Source organism: Candidatus Sulfurimonas marisnigri (genome assembly GCF_015265475.1).
Classification (GTDB): domain Bacteria; phylum Campylobacterota; class Campylobacteria; order Campylobacterales; family Sulfurimonadaceae; genus Sulfurimonas; species Sulfurimonas marisnigri.
Window position 1 is genome coordinate 158,078 of sequence record NZ_CP054493.1, and the last position, 18,289, is coordinate 176,366.

Genomic DNA, 18,289 nt, shown 5'->3' on the forward strand with positions numbered 1-18,289 from the left:
AAAATATGAGGCTCTACTTGTTAATAGTCAGCATTATGATGACAACTTCACTTTTTGCACAAGCAGAGGTTAAGATAGGTGTGAGAGCCTATAACAGTGAAAAAGTTTCCGTAAAGAGATGGGAAGAGACAACAAAAGCTCTTGAGAGAGCAATCCCTGAATATAATATTTCAATGGTTCCTATAGTCTCTTTTAAAGAGATGGAAGATGCCGTTAAAAATAAAGAGATTGATTTTATTTTAACAAACCCGAGTGAATATGTTGCATTTGAAGCAAGAAATAATGTACGAAGAATTGCCACACTTATAAATCACAGAGATGAAGGTGGACTAGCTAAGTTCTCATCTATTATATTTACCAAAGCAGATAGAGATGATATAAACTCTTTAGAAGATACCAAAGGCAAATCTATACTGGGTTTAAAGAAACAAGCATTTGGTGCTTGGCAGATGGCTCATAAAGAGTTCTTAGATAGCGGTATTGATCCATTTGAAGATCTGGACGTTAAATTCAACTTGGCTTCTAGCCAACAAGAGATTGTATACGCTGTGCTAAATGGTAAAGCAGATTTAGGAACAGTTAGAACAGGAGTAATGGAGAGATTGATAAAAGATGGAAAAATTCTAACATCTGAAATAAAAGTAATCAACGTTAAGGTTGATGGATTTCCACTTCTTCATAGCACCGCAACTTACCCAGAATGGGCATTTGCCTCACTGCAACATATACAATTTGACCTTGCAAATAAAATAGCTATAGCCTTGTTGCAGATAAGACCAAATGATGAAGCTGCGGTAAAAGGCAACTATACCGGCTGGACTACGCCCCTTGAGTATGGAAAAGTTCACGATACTTTAAAAGAACTCAAAGTCTTCCCCTATGAAAATTATGGGGAGATTACTTTGGAACTAATATGGAAAGAGTATAAATATACTCTCCTCCTTCTTTTATTGGGTGTTTTATCACTAATAATTTATAATAAACATGTAAAGAGCTTAAATGATAGATTGGCGAAAAAGAGTATAAAATTAAAAAAGATAAACATGGAGTTAGAAAAAGCTACTTATGAGCTGTCAAAATTCAGTAAAGAGTTAGAGAAAAGAGTAAAAGAGGAAGTAAAAGAGAACAAAGAAAAAGATAAATTAGTATCCCAACAATCAAAGATGGCAGCTATGGGAGAGATGATAGGAAATATTGCACACCAATGGAGACAGCCAATAGCAATCATATCTATGTGGGCAAATAATATAATAGCAGATATAGATATGGGAAATATAAAGAATGAAGAGTTAAGAAAATATGCAAACAGTATTAATATGCAAACTCAACACCTATCCCAAACAATAGATGATTTTAGAAACTTTTTCACTCCAAATAAAGAGAAAAGCATCTTTACTCTAAGGAGTAGTGTAGATAAGACAATGTCTCTTTTAACTGCTTCATTTAAAACACACAGTATTGAACTTATAGAAGATATAGAAGATATAGAGATAGTAGCTTTAGAAAATGAACTAACGCAGGCTATCTTAAATATTATAAAAAATGCTAAAGATGTTTTAGAAACACGTCCTGATGGTAGTAGAAAACTAATCTTTATAAATGTATATAAAAAAGATAGCAAAGCAATTATAGAGATAAAAGACAGCGGTGGCGGGATAGCAGACAATATTATAGATAAAGTGTTTGAGCCATACTTTACAACGAAGCATAAATCACAAGGGACGGGGATAGGTCTTTATATGACAGAGTCTATAATTACTAAACATTTACATGGAGAGATAACTGCTGAAAACTCAGAGTATGAGTATAAAGGGAAACATTACAAAGGGGCAGTGTTTGCTATAAGCTTGCCGACTAGTGAGGAAAAAGGGTGAAAGTTGAAATTTAGCCAAAAATTAATATTTCTTTTTTTACTGATTCTTACTGCAGTACTCTTAAATAAAGTATGGCAAGAGAAGATTGAGTTGCTGAAAAAAGAAAAATATATAGCAGTCACGCAAGAGATACAAGAACAAACAAATATATTAGTGGAAGAGAAGAAAAATGCAACTGTTGCTATTGGTGTCTCCCTGTCGTTTGACAAAACTATAAAAGAGGCATTGAAAAAAGATAAAGTAGAGCTAATAAAATTAGGTGAACTCTCAGCATCCTTGCGAAAAAATAGTGACTTTAAAAATGTTTGGTTCCATGTTCTTACAGGAGAGGGAAAATGCTTTTATAGAAGCTGGACAGATAGAAGGTGTGACACGGTTTTAAATAATAGAATTGATATTGAAGAGATGCTTAAAGATCCAAAAATAATGACAACCATCAGTGTTGGCAATTACGATATGACATTTAAGGTAATGATTCCTATTTATGAAGAAAAAAATCTACTAGGAATAATAGAGGTCATTACACATTTTAACTCGATCACTATAAAACTTCTTAAAAAAGGGATTGAACCTGTCGTTTTAGCTGATAAAAAGTACAAAGAACAACTTCTATACCCGTTTACAAAACTGTTTATAGGCAATTATTATGTAGCCAATTTAAATGCAAATCCTAAATATATGGACATAATTGAGGAAAAAACAGTAGAACACTTTTTAACTTTTGAAAAAATTTATAATGAAGATATAGAGAGAGGTAATATAGAAACACTATATACGGTGCCTGATATTAAAGGTGACCCTTTGGGCTACATCATACTCTTTAAACCAATAAATGAAATAGACATGTCAGATATAGAGTGGATGAAAGAGGAGATGGTTTACTATATTGTAATTTTACTTATTTTATCTGCATCTATCTTTTATTATCTTACAAACAGAAGGGTTATATCTGCAATCTCATCTAAAAACAGAAGTATGAAAAAATTAAATGATTATTTGGAAAAAGCATTAATAGAGGAGAAAGAAGCTCAAAGACAGCAGGAAAAAGAGAGACAAATTTTATTCCAGCAATCAAAGATGGCGGCCATGGGTGAGATGATAGGAAATATAGCACACCAGTGGAGACAACCAATAACAATTATATCAATGTGGGCAAACAATATAATAGCAGATATAGATATTGGAGATGTTGAGAATAAAGAGTTAAGAAAATATGCCGTAAATATCAACGAACAAACGCAACACTTATCTCAAACAATAGATGATTTTAGAAACTTTTTCATTCCAAACAAAGATAAAAGTATCTTCACTATAAAGAGCAGCATAGATAAAACAATGAGCCTCTTGAGTGCAGCCTTTAAAACACACGGTATTGAACTTATAGAAGATATAGAAGATATAGAGATAGTAGCTTTAGAAAATGAACTAACGCAGGCTATCTTAAATATTATAAAAAATGCTAAAGATGTTTTAGAAACACGTCCTGATGGTAGTAGAAAACTAATCTTTATAAATGTATATAAAAAAGATAACAAAGCAATTATAGAGATAAAAGACAGCGGTGGCGGGATAGCAGACAATATTATAGATAAAGTGTTTGAGCCATACTTTACAACGAAGCATAAATCACAAGGGACGGGGATAGGTCTTTATATGACAGAGTCTATAATTACTAAACATTTACATGGAGAGATAACTGCTGAAAACTCAGAGTATGAGTATGAGGGGAAACATTATATGGGTGCAATGTTTACTATAGCTCTGCCAATTGATGAAAAGAGATAATAATGAAGAATGAGATATTCTATAAAAGATTAAAAAAAATAAAAAAATATTATATCAATATTTTGGTTTTAGCAACTCTGACTATTGTTTCTTTATTAGCATGGAGCATTGATAACGAAGTAAAGCATTATAAAAATTTGGCATTAGAATATGCAAAAATTTCTTTTGATAAAGATCTAATATTTAGAAAGTGGGCTGCAAGTCATGGAGGAGTATATGTTCCTCCTACTAAAAGGACACCCTCAAACCAGTACTTGATTAACGTAGAAGATAAAGATGTAGTTACAACAACAGGTAAAAAGCTAACACTTATGAATCCGGCTTATATGATAAGACAGCTAATGGAAGAAAATGAGGGCCTGTATGGAGCAAAAGGGCATATTACAAGTTTAATTTTGCTAAATCCCAAGAATAAACCAAGCGATTGGGAGACTAAAGCACTCAAGTTGTTTGATAAAGGTGAAAAAGAAGAAGTTTATGAGTTTTTAAACAAAGATGGCAAAGAGTACATATACTATATGAAAGCTTTGGTGACAGAAGAGTCTTGTCTGAAATGTCACGCACATCAAGGTTATAAGATAGGTGATACCAGAGGTGGAGTTTCTGTAGTTATACCAATGGAAAAGTACGATAATGAGATGTATGGTGAAATCATTAGAATTATCAGTGTGTTTTTTATTTTTTATATGATTGCTATAGTCGGTATGATTTATACATACGGGCGGCTTAAAGCCTCTTTACTAGAACAAGAGAAGCTATTTGACGAGAACAGAAAAAAAGATGAGATTATGCTTGCTCAATCAAGAAACGCGGCAATGGGAGAGATGATAAGTATGATAGCTCATCAGTGGAGACAACCAATAGCAATCATATCTATGTGGGCAAATAATATAATAGCAGATATAGATATGGATGAAGTTCATAATGATGACTTTAAAAAATATGCTAAAAATATCAATGAACAAACTCAGTATCTATCCCAAACAATAGACGACTTTAGAAACTTTTTTAAACCAGATAAAGCTAAAGAAAAAGTTTTGATACAAGATGTAATGGATGAGTGCTTAGGTGTTGTTGGAAAAAGCTTACAAAACAGCAATGTACATGTAGAAAAAAACTATACATGTAATACTCCTATAAGTATACACGCAAGAGAGCTTATGCAAGTCTATATTAATATACTCAAAAATGCAAAAGAGGCACTTGTTGAGCAAGAGATTAAAGATGCTAAAGTAATTATAAATATTTATGAAGATGAGAATAGTGTGGTTTGTGAAATCAAAGACAATGCAAATGGGATTAAAGAAGAGATAATGCAAAAAATATTTGACCCGTATTTTACAACTAAGGGTGTTCACTCAGGCACTGGAATAGGTCTGTATATGAGCAAAATTATAGTAGAACAGCACCTACATGGGACAATTAGTGCAGTCAATATTAAAAAAGGTGTCTGCTTTAGTATTGTTATACCTAAAAAGTAAAGTTTTAAATAGGAACTATTTTATATCCTGAGCCATAAACAGTTTTAATAGTGTCTTTTGGCAGTTTACTTCTTGTGCGTTTTACCAAAGAGGTGACGGCATCGTTTGAAAATTCATTTTCACTTGCTGATTGGTGAAGATAATTAAATATATCCTCTGATGTAAAGTTATGGTTTGGTTTTGAACATAACAGTTTTAGCAGTAAAGTCTCTTTTTTTCTAAGTTGTATCTCTGCATTGTTCTCCCAAAATGTATATGTGTCACTATCCCAATAGATGTTGTCACTGAAATATATACGTCTGTTGGTAACTCTGATTTGTTCTACTGTGTCAAATAAAACTTTTTTTAAAACATCAGATTTTATGGGCTTTATCAGGTATGTTTCAAGATGCAGTTTAACTGCGTGAAGAAGTTTTTCCTGATCAGAATGGGCACTCATAATTATGACTTTTGTCTCTTTGTCCTTTTCTCTTATGTTAGAGATTAGGCTTAGTCCATCAAGGTTTGGCATATTAATATCTGTAAGTATTATATTTGGACGTTTCTCTTTATATATCTCATAAGCCTCTTTGCCGCAAGCCGCACTATATACTCTAGAGAAAAACATTTGGAGATACTCAACCGTTGACTCTCGTAACTCTTCTTCATCTTCAGCTAAAAGGATAGAAATATCCCTGATTAAATCAATTTTCATTTTTCATCTTTATAATAAATTTAGCACCTATTTGTGTGCCATCATCTTCATTACTGTTCTTTACACTTAAAAAGCCATTCATATTGTTTTCAATAATCATTTTTGCTATATGTAAGCCGAGTCCAGTTCCCATAGACTTATGTTTGGTTGTAAAGTATGGATCAAATATCTTGCTTATGATTTTATCATCAATCCCGCCACAATCATCAGTTATACTAAGAGTTGTGTAATAATCATCTGATTTTAGAGAGATAGTTATATTGACATTTGCTAAGTTTTTGCTGTCTATGATATCGTTGATATTCGAAAGAATAGAGACTATAACTTGAACAAACTCATTCATAATACCGTATATTTCAATATTATCATCAAGATAAAGGTTGAGTTTAACTCTTTCATCGTTGCCAGATAAATGCACAATATTAAGTGCTTTTTTTATTGAATTATTAACTTTAAACCAACTTTTTTCCTTATCTGGACGATAGTAGTTCATGAAGTCTTCAATTGTATCAGACATGTAGATTATAGATTTTTCCATTTTTTGTAGCTTAGCGTTAACATCATCTTTTTGCAGTATATCTGCACTGTTTTTCTCTTGGAGAATCGCTACAGTTGTATTTATAATTGCGAGGGGTTGCCTCCATTGATGTGCTATATTACCAAGCATCTCGCTAATGTCTACCCTTTTAGCTTGCTCGAACAACAGCATATCACGCTCTTTTAAAGCTTCTTCTTTCTCTTGAAGCTCTTTTATTGTGTCGACTAGTTCCTTGTTATACTTCTCTTCTATATATAATCCGCAATCAAGATTTTTCATATTGCTAATCAAACCACTAATGTACTTTTTCTCTATTATTGAGCCATGCTGTGGTGCAATTAAGCTAATATCCAATTTCTCTATTTTATTTAGAGCATAGTTAAATATATCTTTGCTTGGCATATACTCTTGATGGAAGAGTTTAGCTTTATGAAAATATGTCTCATCGGCATAAAAATCCCAAGAGTCATCTAATCCTCCGAAAATATCACCCGAAAATAGAACTTTAGAAGCAGGGTCATAAGATACAAATGCACCAGGTGAGTGGCAATATGGAGTAGTGTGAAAATCAAGTCTGAAACCGGTTGAAGTCACTAATTGGTTGTTGTTTTTATCTATCTCATAATAATCTGATTTAATAAGATAGTGTTTAATTAATACGGAAGTTCTTGAGTGCGTAACAACCAACAGGTCGTCTCTGTTTATAAGTTTTTCAATCTCAGGAACTGCTGCAACCAAATCAGGGTCTTGATGATGAAGTACAATATATTTTATATTTTTCATATCAGTTAGTGTTTTCACTTTTCTGATTGTCTCATCAAATTCAATCATTGAACCTGGGTCAATTAAAATAGACTCATTACTGTTAAGTATAATATATGGGTGGCACTGAAAAGGGTCGTCTTTGAGGTGCATTCCAACCCAATAGATATTAGGAGCTATCTCTACCGCCTCTTGAGTGTTTATATCTCTATTTATCATTTTCAAACCATTTTAGCTGCTCTCTAAGCGCTACAACTTTTCCAACAATAATCATAGCCGGAGTTCTTAGGCCTTTTGCTTTCATTGCTATATCCATAAGTGTACCGGTCACTACCTTTTGCTCTTTTGTAGTTCCCTTGGAGATTACAGCACATGGGCAGTCACTCTCTTTTCCAACCTCTATTAGTTTTTTGGAGATTTTTTCAAGGTTGTGTAGCCCCATTAAAAACACAATTGTGTCATCTGTTTTTAGACTATTCCAATCGGTCTGGGTCTCTTTTTTATCTGGAGATTCATGTCCAGTTACAACTCTAAAGCTCACAGCTATACCACGATGAGTTACAGGAATCCCAGCATAAGCAGGAACGCTAATAGCAGAAGTGACACCAGGGATAATCTCAAATTTAATATTTCTCTCAAAGAGGTATGCAGCTTCTTCGCCTCCTCTTCCAAATACAAAAGGGTCACCACCTTTAAGGCGAACAACATTTTCATACTTTAGAGCATTTTGGTAAATAGTTTCGTTTATATCATCCTGAGGCATAATGTGGCGACCATCCTCTTTGCCGACAAATATAAAACCACAACCGCTCTTTGCCTCTTTTAAAATATCTGGATTTGCTAAACGGTCGTAAATTATCACATCTGCTTTTTTAATTACCCTAAGTGCTTTTATAGTCAGCAGTTCAATATCTCCAGGCCCGGCACCTGTTAAATAAACTTTACCCATCAGAGTGCAACCTCATATAATCTGCCGCTTTTTTTTCTAGCATTTTCATCCGCTCTCTCCCCTTGGGAAGAGTTTTTCGTAAAGCTTTCATTTGAGCTAAAAAATCTGAGAGACCTGATGGAAGCAGATTTTTTATATAAGATTTTAATTGTTTTGCCATTGCAGGAGAAGCCCCTGAGGTTGAAATGGCAATTGTCAAATCATCTTGTTTTATGTAAGAAGGAAAAATAAAATCACAATAGTCGACCGAATCAACAGCGTTGCAAAGACATTTGTATTTTTTTGATTCACTGAATATTTTTTCTTGAAGAGAGATGTCATCAACAGCAACTATTACAATTGCAAAATCTTTAATGTCCCCAGTTTTGTACTCTCTATTTTCTACATGTAGAGTTTTTTCTTTTATGGTTTTATTCATAATCTCTGAGATTTTAGGAGATATAACTGATATGTTTGAGGTGAAGTCTAAAAGGCGCTCTAGTTTTTCATAAGCTATATTCCCGCCACCAACAATTAGAATTTTTTTATTATCTAATTTTAAAAATGCAGGGAAATAACTCATGCGTCTCTTTCATATATTTATTTATGACATAATAACATATAGTTATTAAATAATCTTATCGAACTTTAGGAGACAGCAATCAAAAATATTAGTATTATTGGGTGTGGTTGGTTGGGTAAGCCACTTTCACAAGAACTTTCAGTTGATGCACATGTAGAGTGTTATGAGCGTGATATAACACAAGACAACTCAAGGTTTTACCAATGTGACATTATGATTATTGCCATTAATCCAAAGCAGAATTACCTTCAAACACTTAGCAAAATAGCTTCATTAACCAAGCCTACATGTAGAATAATTTTAATGAGTTCCACTTCTGTTTATAGGGAGTTTGACAAAGAGGTTGATGAGGCTACATGTATAACAAAAATATCTTTGCAAAAAGAGGCTGAGGAGCTAATGCAAACTCTAAAAGAGAATGTTATCGTTCTGCGACTTGGAGGTTTGATGGGCGAAGACAGAATCTCCGGTAAGTGGAAAAATAGCTTATCTTTTAGTGATGGGTTTGTGAACTATATTCACAAAGATGATGTTATAAATATTACAAAAGAGTTGATTGAGGGAAAGATTACAAAAGGGGTTTACAATCTCGTCGCTCCTAAACATCCCCTGCGCTCAGAGGTACATAAAAAAAACAGTGAAGAGTTAGGGTTTGAGCTTGGAGAATTTGAGGGTAATACTTGTCGTATAGTGAATTCAGACAAGATTATAGAAGAGTTGCATTACACCTTTTTGTATCCAGACCCTCTCTACATGTGGAGTGAAAAAGTTTAGTTTTCTCTGGCTAGTTTTGCAAAGTCTATCTCTTCTTCTTTTGTTTCACTCTTTATCTTGTCGCCCTCAAAACTTCCACTGCTAAAGATAATCCCGTCACACTTATTTAGTATGCACCCTTTTATACCTGGTACACAATCTTTGTTTAGAAGTTTGCAGTAACCTTTGTGGTCATGTTGACATGTCCAACCCATAATAGACCTCTGATTTTTATTATATATAGCTAATTATGATACAATTTTTTAAACGAACAGTAGGGAGTATTATGAACTATAAAGTATTAGATGTAAATAGCGTAATCGAATATCTTTTAACAATTAAAGCGATTGAGACTTTTTTTGGTTCTGACACTATAAAAGCTCAGGAAATTGGAGATGGAAACCTAAACTATGTTTATAAAGTAAGCTCAGAGCAAGACCCTGAGAAAGCTCTTATAGCTAAACAGGCAGTTCCATATCTTAGATGTGTTGGGGAGGAGTTTCCTCTCTCTCGTGAGCGAATGACTTTTGAGATAAGAGCTTTAGATAAATTTTACAAAATATTTCCAAATTTTATACCAAAAGTACAGCACTCAAGTGAAGAGATGAGCCTTGTTGTAATGGAGTATTTAGGTAATCATATCATTATGCGTGAAGGTCTTATAAACGGAGTTAAATATACTAAATTTTCCGAACATATATCGACTTACATGTCAGCTACACTTTTTTACACTTCATCTCTTGCTTTAAGCAGCTCAAACAAAAGAGAACTGATGGATAAGTTTAACGGCAACACAGAGCTGTGCAAATTAACAGAAGATTTAGTTTTTAGTTTCCCTTTTATGGAACATGAGACAAATGACAATGAGAATGTAACAAGTAATCCAAATGCCAAAAAACTTTTTGAAGATTTTGAATTTAAAGAGAAGGTATTGGACTTGAAATATAAGTTTATGACACAAAGTGATGCTCTTCTTCATGGTGACTTGCACACTGGCTCTATTATGATAAACAAAGATGAAACTTATGTTATAGACCCAGAATTTGCCTTTGTTGGTCCTTTTGGTTTTGATGTAGGAGCACTTCTGGCAAACCTAGTAAATAATTATATTCACCACTGCGTTGTGACTAAAGATGAAGAGTTTAAGGAGTGGTTGCTCCAAACAATAAAAGAGGTTTTGGATAAATTCAGTGAAAAATTTTTGCAGTACTGGCGTGAGTTAAAAGACTCTGCTCTTTGTGTTTCAGGCTATTTGGATGATCGCACATCTGAAGTATATAAAAAAAGATTTGTTAAAAATATCATTAGAGATAGTGTCGGATTTGCCGGATGCAAGATGGCTAGAAGAGTCTACGGTGTAGCAGGTGTAGCAGAGATACGAGGTATACAAGATGTAACATTAAGGGGTGAGGCTGAAGAACTAGCCCTTAAAATCGCAAGAGAGTTTGTTATGAACTACGACAAGATAAATACAAGTGATGAGATATTGGAGATTATAAAAAATGCAAGGTAAATATAAAGCTTTATGGTTAAATGATGATGACTTTTATGAGTATTTAGAGGTAATAGATCAGACAAAACTTCCATTTGAGTATGATACAAAAATTCTTACAACTACAGATGAGGTAGTGAGGGCTATAAAAAATATGACTGTTCGCGGTGCCGGAGTTATAGGTAGCGTTGCTGCGTTTGGAATATACATAGCAGCTATCGAAGTAGAGGGAGACTATGAAAAGCTCAAAGAAAAAGCTAATCTTATAAGAGAGTCACGCCCGACTGCTGTAAACCTTATGTGGGCGGTTGATAAGATGATGGAGCTTTTAAAGGATTCAGAAGATCCGGAAGATTCAGATGCTTTAGCAGAAGCTGCATTGGAGTTTGCTATACAACTAAATGATGAAGAGGCGTTAGAGAGTCAAAAAATAGCTCAGTATGGGTGTGACATTATAGAAGAGATTTTAAAAAAGAAAAACAAGACAAAAATAAATATACTAACACACTGTAACGCTGGATGGTTAGCTGTTATAGATGAGGGAACAGCTCTTGCACCAATCTATGAGGCAAAAAGAAGAGGAATAGATGTACATGTATGGGTTGATGAGACAAGGCCAAGAAACCAAGGGGCAAGCCTAACAGCATGGGAACTTGCACAAAGTGAAATTGAGCATACTATCATTGCAGACAACACAGGTGGACACCTTATGCAGCACGGAGAAGTTGATATGGTTATAGTCGGGGCAGATAGAGTTAGTGCAAGTGGCGACGTTGCAAACAAGATAGGAACATACTTAAAGGCGCTCGCAGCATATGATAACAATATCCCTTTTTATGTAGCTATACCAGCTTCCACATTTGACTTTAGTATAAAAGATGGTGTTAAAGAGATTCCTATTGAGCTGAGAAGTCCAGACGAAGTGAGATATATGAAGGGTGTTGATGATGAGGGAATTGTAAGAGAAGTTCTTATAACTCCAAAGGATTCACCGGCAATTAACTACGGTTTTGATGTGACTCCTGCCCGACTTATAACGGGTCTTATAACAAACAAAGGTGTTTGCGAGGCAGACTTTGATAAAATTCAAGAAAAATTTAAAAGAGAAAATATATGAAAAGTTTATGGAATGATTTAGAGGCACAAGAGTTTAAAACAGATTTAGATTTAAGAGTATATACATCAAGACTGCTAGGACGTGACCCATCTTTAGTTCTTCACGGTGGCGGAAATACTTCTGTAAAATCAACTGCAATAAACCTTTTTGGTGAGAGCGAAGATATACTATACGTTAAGGGGAGTGGCTGGGATTTAGCGACTATTGAAGCGGAGGGCTTTGCCCCAGTTAAAATGGATATGCTTTTAAAAATGGCAGAGTTAAAAGAGCTTAATGACCCAGATATGGTTAAGTACCAAAGACTCGCCATGACAAATCCATCCGCACCAAACCCTTCAGTCGAAGCAATATTGCACGCAATTATTCCCTTTAAATTTGTAGACCATACTCACACTGACGCTGTTGTGACTATTACAAATACTGAGGGTGGTGAAGATAAAATAAAAGAACTTTATGGAGATAAGGTTCTTATTATTCCTTATATTATGCCAGGATTTGTTCTTGCAAAACTTATTTACGATATGACCAGAGATGTAAACTGGAGTGAGCTAGAGGGTTTAGTTCTTATGAATCATGGTCTTTTCACATTCAATGACGATGCTAAGAAATCTTATGAAAAAACAATTGAGTTAGTTGATAAGGCTGAGAAGTATTTAGAGTCTAAGGGCGCAAATCTACATGTAGAAAAAGAAGAGTCACATGTAGAACTTTTAGAGCTTGCAAAAATTAGACGTGAAGTTTCCAATATTAAAGGTAAAGCGACTATTTCTATTTTAAATGATAGTGATGAAGCAATCTATTTTTCTAAACAAGATATAGAAAAAATTTCAACACAAGGTCCTTTAACGCCAGACCATGTTATAAGAACAAAACGAATTCCTGCTATATTGGGAGTTGATTTTGAAGTAGATTTAGAAAAGTATGTACAAGATTATAAACAATACTTTGGGGATAATAAAACGAACGAAACACTTTTGAACCCTGCGCCTAATTTTGCTATCCTTAAAAATAATGGGACACTCTCTTTTGGAGCAAATGCAAAAGAAGCAAACATTATCAAAGATATAAATGACCATACCTTCGAAGCGATTTTAAAAGCCGAAAAGCTTGGTGGTTATAAGGCGTTAAGTGCTGCTAATATCTTTGAGGTTGAGTATTGGTCCCTAGAGCAAGCAAAACTTAAAAAGGGTGGTTCTGCACCGGAGTTTAATGGACAAGTTGCTCTTGTAACTGGAGCTGCAAGTGGAATAGGGTTGGCAATTGCAAAGATGTTAAATGCAAGAGGTGCTGCAGTTATAGCACTTGATATAAACCCTGACATTGAGACAATATTTGCTAAAAGTGATGCGATTGGTGTGAAGTGTGATTTGACATGTAGCGATGATATTCAAAACGCTGTTAGCATAGCTATTAAGAGTTTTGGCGGAATTGACATAGTTGTAAGTAATGCAGGTATCTTTACACCTAGTGAAAACCTTGACATGTTAAGTGATGAAAATTGGCAAAGAAGTATGGATATTAACCTTACTTCACATCAAAAACTTATCAAAGAAACAGCACCATTTTTAAAACTAGGGGTCGATGCATCTATAGTTATGGTCGCTTCTAAAAACTTTCCAGCTCCAGGAAAAGGTGCAGCAGCATACTCAGTGGCAAAAGCTGGACAGACTCAGCTTGCTAGAATAGCTGCGTTAGAGCTTGGTGAATATGGCGTAAGAGTAAATACTCTTCATCCTCATGCAGTGTTTGACACAGCAATTTGGACTGATGAGGTTTTGGAAAATCGTGCAAAAGCTTACGGAATGAGTGTTGAGGAGTATAAAACTAACAATGTCCTTAAAACAGAGATAAAGTCAGATAATGTTGCAGAGTTAGTATGCGCTATGGCAGGAAAGCCATTTTCAAAAACTACTGGTTCTCAAGTTGCAATAGACGGTGGAAGCGATAGAATAATTTAGCTTACATCTTCTCTGAGAGGTGGGTCATAAGTAGCAGTTGACCCATTCCCTCAAAAAACTTGTTTATGCCCATCTCTTTAGCCTCTATTGCCTTTTTAAGAGCTGTTATAAATACTAGTTGAGATTCATCGGAAGCCAGCATAAAAGTCTCTACTATATAGTTAAAAGATAGCGTATGAACTTTTCCGTTAATATCAAAGTCTATCTCAGAAAATATATCAATATTTTGCTCTGTTAAAATCTGCTTGCATTGTTGTTCAATATTATTCATATTATTGCCTCACGATCTAGTTCACCGCTTTTGAGTTTTACTAGATAATCTTCTAGTTGTTTTTTAACATCACCGCTTAGAATAAACAGTCCTAGGATATTTGGAAGTGCCATTGTAAGCATAAGCATAAAACTAAAGTCTACCATTATCCCTGTGTTTACAACCGTTGCTATTACGGAGAGGGATAAGAATAGTATCTTATAGATGATTGAGAACTTTGAGCCAAAAAGATAAACCCAAGCACGCTCTCCATAGTAAGACCAAGATATCATTGTAGAAAAAGCAAAAAGAAATATACTGACAGATAACACAGTTGGAAACCAAGAAATAACAGTTCCGTAAGCTGCACTTGTGAGAGCTGCTCCCTCTTTTGCTGCAATAAGAGATGCATGAACACCATCTGGCTCATAAACACCAGTAATGATGATAACTAAAGCAGTCATGGTACATATAACTACAGTGTCAATAAACGGTTCGTAAAGTGCAACAAAACCTTGTCTTACTGGGTATTTAGTTAAAACTGGTGCATGCGCAACCGGTGAAGAGCCAAGCCCGGCTTCGCTTGAAAAAACAGCCCTTTGGAAACCTTGAATAAGTGCTCCAATCATTCCACCATAAAGTGCACTTGTGCTGAACGCACCTTCAAATATAAGTACAAAGGCATCATCGATTTTGTCATAAAATGAGCCTAAAATCCAAATAGATGCACTAAGATATATAACGACCATAATAGGTACAAGTCTCTCTGTGATGGCAGAAATTCGTGTTATTCCACCAATGATAACCGCACCAGTTAGAGTTGCAATAATAAATCCAAATACTAAAGGGTTTTCTGAGAAATATGGAACTTCATGTGAAATAGCACTATAAGCTTGTGAAACTTGAAAAATGTTTCCTCCACCAATCGCTCCGCCAATCATTAAAAATGCAAATACAACAGCTAGGACTTTGCCAAGGCTCACATACCCTTTTTTTGCAAGACCCTTTGAGAGATACTCCATAGCACCACCCATAATAGTGCCATCTTTTAAAAATTCTCTGTATTGAAGTGAAAGTGTTACCTCTGTAAACTTTAGACTCATACCTAAGAAGCCAGCAACAATCATCCAAAAAGTAGCTCCAGGACCTCCAATAGATACAGCCAGTGCAACTCCTGCAATGTTACCAAGTCCAACTGTGGCACTTAAAGCAGTTGTTAAAGCTGCAAAAGGAGATATTTGCCCTTCGTCATCTATGGTTTTATATTTACCTCTTAATATGTTAAAAGAGTGAGTAAATGCTCTTACATTTATAAACTTAGTTAAAAATGTAAGATAAATGCCACCAGAAATAAGCCAAGCAACGAGAAAAGGAAAGCTTACGCCATCAACTGTTCCAAAAAGTATGTCAAAAAACAACAATGCCTCTAGAAAAGAGTTAATACTAATAAAAAATTCGTTCAAAAAATGCCCTTCAAAACTATTTAAAAGTATTGTAACAAACTAATCTTAATCTCATTTTGTGTCAATAGTAGCAAAGTTTATTAATTGTGATAGAAAACTATTGACATTTGAAAATTTATTGACTATAATTTCGCCTCATTAACCAGCTGTAAAGTCGGTTTTTGTAATAGGTCGGGGTGTAGCTCAGTATGGTTAGAGTACCTGGTTTGGGACCAGGGGGCCGAAGGTTCGAGTCCTTTCACCCCGACCACTCTTTTATATTTACTGCATGGTGGGATTAGCTCAGTTGGTTAGAGCACTGGTTTGTGGTGCCGGGGGTCGCGGGTTCGAATCCCGTATCCCACCCCATAAAATAAATATAAAAACTTAAAAATTAATAATAAATTATTGTGGCGTTCGTGGCTCAACTGGATAGAGTTTCGGACTTCGGATCCGACGGTTATAGGTTCGAATCCTATCGGGCGCACCATGTTTTATATGTATGCGTCCTTAGCTCAGCTGGATAGAGCAATGCCCTTCTAAGGCATCGGTCTCAGGTTCGAATCCTGAAGGGCGTACCACTTTTCTTTTTATTTAAGAATAAAAAGATACAATGTCGAACACAAATCACATGCGGATGTGGTGAAATTGGTATACACGCCAGACTTAGGATCTGGTGCCGCAAGGCGTGGAGGTTCAAGTCCTCTCATCCGCACCACTCACTCGAAAACCCCTGAAACACGTTACTTCAAAGACTCTTTAAAATTCATTGTTCCAAAACTGTGCCAAAAATGTTCCATCTTTAAGAAGCTAACTTATCAAATATAGTACCTTTTCTTGAATTAGTAGGTATAAACTTTGAATATTTCTCTAAAGTTATTCTTGGATTCTTATGTCCTAATATTCTTGACTATAATGCCCCTAAAATCTAAGACAACTCTTTAGTAAGATTTATTTCCTAAATGTTAAAATTTTAATAACAAATATGGAGATAAAAAATGGCACGCAAAAAAGGTCAAGTTTACACAGCAGAACAAAAAACTAAAATTGTCTTAGAACTTCTCAAAGAGGAACAGACTATTAGTCAAATAGCCACAAAATATAAGATTACATCTAAAACTATCCAGAATTGGAAGAAACAGTTTTTAGAAAATGCATCTTTAGCATTTGATGTTGGTGGTGCGACTAAATCTTATAGAGATGAGATAGAAGAGTTGAGAACTGAAAATGATGGGTTAGCTAAAGCACTTGGAAAAGCAACTATCAAAGCGGAGTGGGCAGCGGGAAAGTTAAAGAGCTTGGACTTTGATAACAAAAAGTCTCTGATTGAGTCTAAGCATAAAAAAATATCTGTGTCAGAGCAGTGTGCAACTATTGGTATTAGTCGAAGTAGTTACTACTATCAACCAGTGCCAATGAGTCAAGAAAATATAAAATTACTTCATAAAATATATGGGAATACTTGGCACTCAAGCTATATACCCTACTAAAAAAAAACTCACAAGCCTTAAAAACCAAGCACATCCAATTTATGAGTATCTACTTAAACAATACTGGACTAAAGTTGGCAGAAAAAAAACTGTATATGTACCAACCCCTAACGAGGTGTGGAGTGGCGATATTACTTATATTCGCATCAATGGTGGCTTTATGTATCTTGCAGCAGTTATAGACTGGCATAGTAAAGCTATTCTTTCATATAAAATATCAAACTCAATGGATGCAACACTGGCTACCGATGTTCTCGAAGATGCACTTGCTAAATATCCTAGACCTAAAATATTTAACTCAGATCAGGGTAGCCAATACACAAGTCATGAACATACTCAGCTACTTAAAAAACATGATATAAAAATATCAATGAATGGCAAAGGCAGAAGTATAGATAATATTGTCATTGAGAGATTTTTTAGGACTCTAAAGCATGGCAATATTTACATAAACGATTATTTAACAATCAAAGATTTAAAAGAAGGAGTTAAAGCTTATATACACAAATACAACTTCAAGAGATTTCACTCAAGTTTGAATTATCAAAAACCTATGAATGTTTATCTTGAATATCTTAAAAATGTAGGATAAAGTAGCAGTTGCAGAGGGAAATAAATTAAGCTGTTAGGTTGTCTTGATTTTTAGGGGCATTATAGTTTGGTGAAAACCATGAAGAAAAACAGTACATTTTTTTTGTAACAGCGTAAAGTTTTTAGTTAATTTATCCCTAGTTATTCGATATAATACCAAACTTAATACAAGTCTATTTTTGCTTGAAGGAAGGAAGGTTAATTAATGGGTTTAAGTATTTTATGGACTTTTGTTGTAATCCTTGTATCATATATTAGTTTTAGACTTTTTAAACGAATTTTAAACAAGATTGCAAAAACTAAGTCAGTCGCTATAAAAAGACTTTTTTATATTCAAAAAGTTTTCGAGATATTGTTTTTTATCATAGCAATGGTTGCTATGTCATTTGTTTGGAGCGTTGACTTAAAGGGTGCCTCTGTTTTTGCATCATCAATTTTTGCCATTATTGGTGTTGCGATGTTTGCACAGTGGTCAATACTAATTTTATACCCTAACAACCTCTTATTGCAAAAACCGGTTATCAGAATAAACAAATAATCCACAATATCTA

General features: G+C 34.6%; 15 protein-coding genes, 5 tRNA genes and 1 pseudogene. 14 read left to right on the top strand and 7 right to left on the bottom strand.

Features of this window, described 5'->3' with window-relative positions:
- Positions 1–35: 35 nt before the first annotated feature.
- Genes HUE87_RS00815 through HUE87_RS00825 form a run of 3 tightly spaced genes read left to right on the top strand, consistent with a single transcriptional unit; the run spans position 36 to position 5,140 of the window.
- The gene (locus tag HUE87_RS00815) at positions 36–1,874 is read left to right on the top strand and encodes a sensor histidine kinase (protein ID WP_194366869.1); all 1,839 of its coding nucleotides are present in this window, start codon (positions 36–38) and stop codon (positions 1,872–1,874) included.
- Positions 1,875–1,877: 3 nt separating this feature from the next.
- Entirely contained in the window at positions 1,878–3,659 is a 1,782-nt protein-coding gene (locus HUE87_RS00820) for a sensor histidine kinase (protein ID WP_194366870.1), read from the top strand.
- Between the two features lie 2 nt (positions 3,660–3,661).
- Complete coding sequence (locus HUE87_RS00825; RefSeq protein ID WP_194366871.1) at positions 3,662–5,140, top strand: ATP-binding protein; 1,479 nt, start codon at positions 3,662–3,664, stop codon at positions 5,138–5,140.
- Between the two features lie 4 nt (positions 5,141–5,144).
- Here HUE87_RS00825 and HUE87_RS00830 read toward each other — a convergent pair whose 3' ends face one another.
- Genes HUE87_RS00830 through HUE87_RS00845 form a run of 4 tightly spaced genes read right to left on the bottom strand, consistent with a single transcriptional unit; the run spans position 5,145 to position 8,645 of the window.
- Positions 5,145–5,834 (bottom strand): response regulator, encoded by a 690-nt coding sequence (locus HUE87_RS00830; RefSeq protein ID WP_194366872.1) that lies wholly within the window; start codon positions 5,832–5,834, stop codon positions 5,145–5,147.
- Positions 5,824–7,353, bottom strand: coding sequence for an oxygen-binding di-iron domain-containing protein (locus HUE87_RS00835; RefSeq protein WP_194366873.1), 1,530 nt, complete (start codon positions 7,351–7,353; stop codon positions 5,824–5,826). The genes HUE87_RS00830 and HUE87_RS00835 overlap by 11 nt, the downstream gene beginning before the upstream one ends.
- Positions 7,343–8,083 carry a uroporphyrinogen-III C-methyltransferase gene (gene cobA / locus HUE87_RS00840; protein WP_194366874.1) on the bottom strand — a complete coding sequence of 247 codons (741 nt, stop codon included), beginning with the start codon at positions 8,081–8,083 and terminating at the stop codon, positions 7,343–7,345. Before cobA ends, HUE87_RS00835 begins: the two co-directional genes overlap by 11 nt.
- Entirely contained in the window at positions 8,076–8,645 is a 570-nt protein-coding gene (locus HUE87_RS00845; RefSeq protein WP_194366875.1) for a precorrin-2 dehydrogenase/sirohydrochlorin ferrochelatase family protein, read from the bottom strand. Before HUE87_RS00845 ends, cobA begins: the two co-directional genes overlap by 8 nt.
- A 111-nt stretch (positions 8,646–8,756) precedes the next feature.
- Between HUE87_RS00845 and HUE87_RS00850 the strand changes: the two genes are divergently transcribed.
- A complete protein-coding gene (locus HUE87_RS00850; RefSeq protein WP_229855177.1) occupies positions 8,757–9,419 on the top strand; it encodes a Rossmann-fold NAD(P)-binding domain-containing protein in 663 nt (220 codons plus the stop codon).
- On the opposite strand, the gene HUE87_RS00855 is transcribed toward HUE87_RS00850, so the two are convergent.
- On the bottom strand, positions 9,416–9,613 hold the full coding sequence (locus HUE87_RS00855; protein ID WP_194366876.1) for a hypothetical protein: 198 nt from the start codon (positions 9,611–9,613) through the stop codon (positions 9,416–9,418). The two genes, HUE87_RS00850 and HUE87_RS00855, sit on opposite strands and share 4 nt — an antisense overlap.
- A 71-nt stretch (positions 9,614–9,684) precedes the next feature.
- Between HUE87_RS00855 and mtnK the strand changes: the two genes are divergently transcribed.
- Genes mtnK through HUE87_RS00870 form a run of 3 tightly spaced genes read left to right on the top strand, consistent with a single transcriptional unit; the run spans position 9,685 to position 13,965 of the window.
- Positions 9,685–10,911 carry an S-methyl-5-thioribose kinase gene (gene mtnK, locus HUE87_RS00860; RefSeq protein WP_194366877.1) on the top strand — a complete coding sequence of 409 codons (1,227 nt, stop codon included), beginning with the start codon at positions 9,685–9,687 and terminating at the stop codon, positions 10,909–10,911.
- Entirely contained in the window at positions 10,901–12,007 is a 1,107-nt protein-coding gene (mtnA, locus tag HUE87_RS00865; protein ID WP_194366878.1) for an S-methyl-5-thioribose-1-phosphate isomerase, read from the top strand. The genes mtnK and mtnA overlap by 11 nt, the downstream gene beginning before the upstream one ends.
- Positions 12,004–13,965 carry a bifunctional aldolase/short-chain dehydrogenase gene (locus HUE87_RS00870; protein ID WP_194366879.1) on the top strand — a complete coding sequence of 654 codons (1,962 nt, stop codon included), beginning with the start codon at positions 12,004–12,006 and terminating at the stop codon, positions 13,963–13,965. The genes mtnA and HUE87_RS00870 overlap by 4 nt, the downstream gene beginning before the upstream one ends.
- A gap of 1 nt (position 13,966) precedes the next feature.
- On the opposite strand, the gene HUE87_RS00875 is transcribed toward HUE87_RS00870, so the two are convergent.
- A complete protein-coding gene (locus HUE87_RS00875; protein WP_194366880.1) occupies positions 13,967–14,236 on the bottom strand; it encodes a hypothetical protein in 270 nt (89 codons plus the stop codon).
- Positions 14,233–15,678 (bottom strand): alanine/glycine:cation symporter family protein, encoded by a 1,446-nt coding sequence (locus tag HUE87_RS00880; RefSeq protein WP_194366881.1) that lies wholly within the window; start codon positions 15,676–15,678, stop codon positions 14,233–14,235. Before HUE87_RS00880 ends, HUE87_RS00875 begins: the two co-directional genes overlap by 4 nt.
- Positions 15,679–15,850: 172 nt before the next feature.
- Between HUE87_RS00880 and HUE87_RS00885 the strand changes: the two genes are divergently transcribed.
- The 7 genes and pseudogenes from HUE87_RS00885 (at position 15,851) to HUE87_RS00915 (ending at position 18,276) form a co-directional block, all read left to right on the top strand.
- Positions 15,851–15,928: transfer RNA gene (locus HUE87_RS00885), tRNA-Pro, on the top strand.
- A 21-nt stretch (positions 15,929–15,949) separates the two neighbouring features.
- Positions 15,950–16,026: transfer RNA gene (locus HUE87_RS00890), tRNA-His, on the top strand.
- 44 nt (positions 16,027–16,070) lie between these two features.
- A tRNA-Arg gene (locus HUE87_RS00895) sits at positions 16,071–16,147 on the top strand.
- A gap of 14 nt (positions 16,148–16,161) precedes the next feature.
- Positions 16,162–16,238 (top strand) — tRNA-Arg (locus tag HUE87_RS00900).
- A 52-nt stretch (positions 16,239–16,290) separates the two neighbouring features.
- Positions 16,291–16,375: transfer RNA gene (locus HUE87_RS00905), tRNA-Leu, on the top strand.
- 280 nt (positions 16,376–16,655) lie between these two features.
- Positions 16,656–17,739, top strand: a pseudogene (locus tag HUE87_RS00910) (IS3 family transposase).
- A 204-nt stretch (positions 17,740–17,943) separates the two neighbouring features.
- A complete protein-coding gene (locus HUE87_RS00915; protein ID WP_194366882.1) occupies positions 17,944–18,276 on the top strand; it encodes a hypothetical protein in 333 nt (110 codons plus the stop codon).
- The last annotated feature ends 13 nt before the right edge of the window (positions 18,277–18,289 follow it).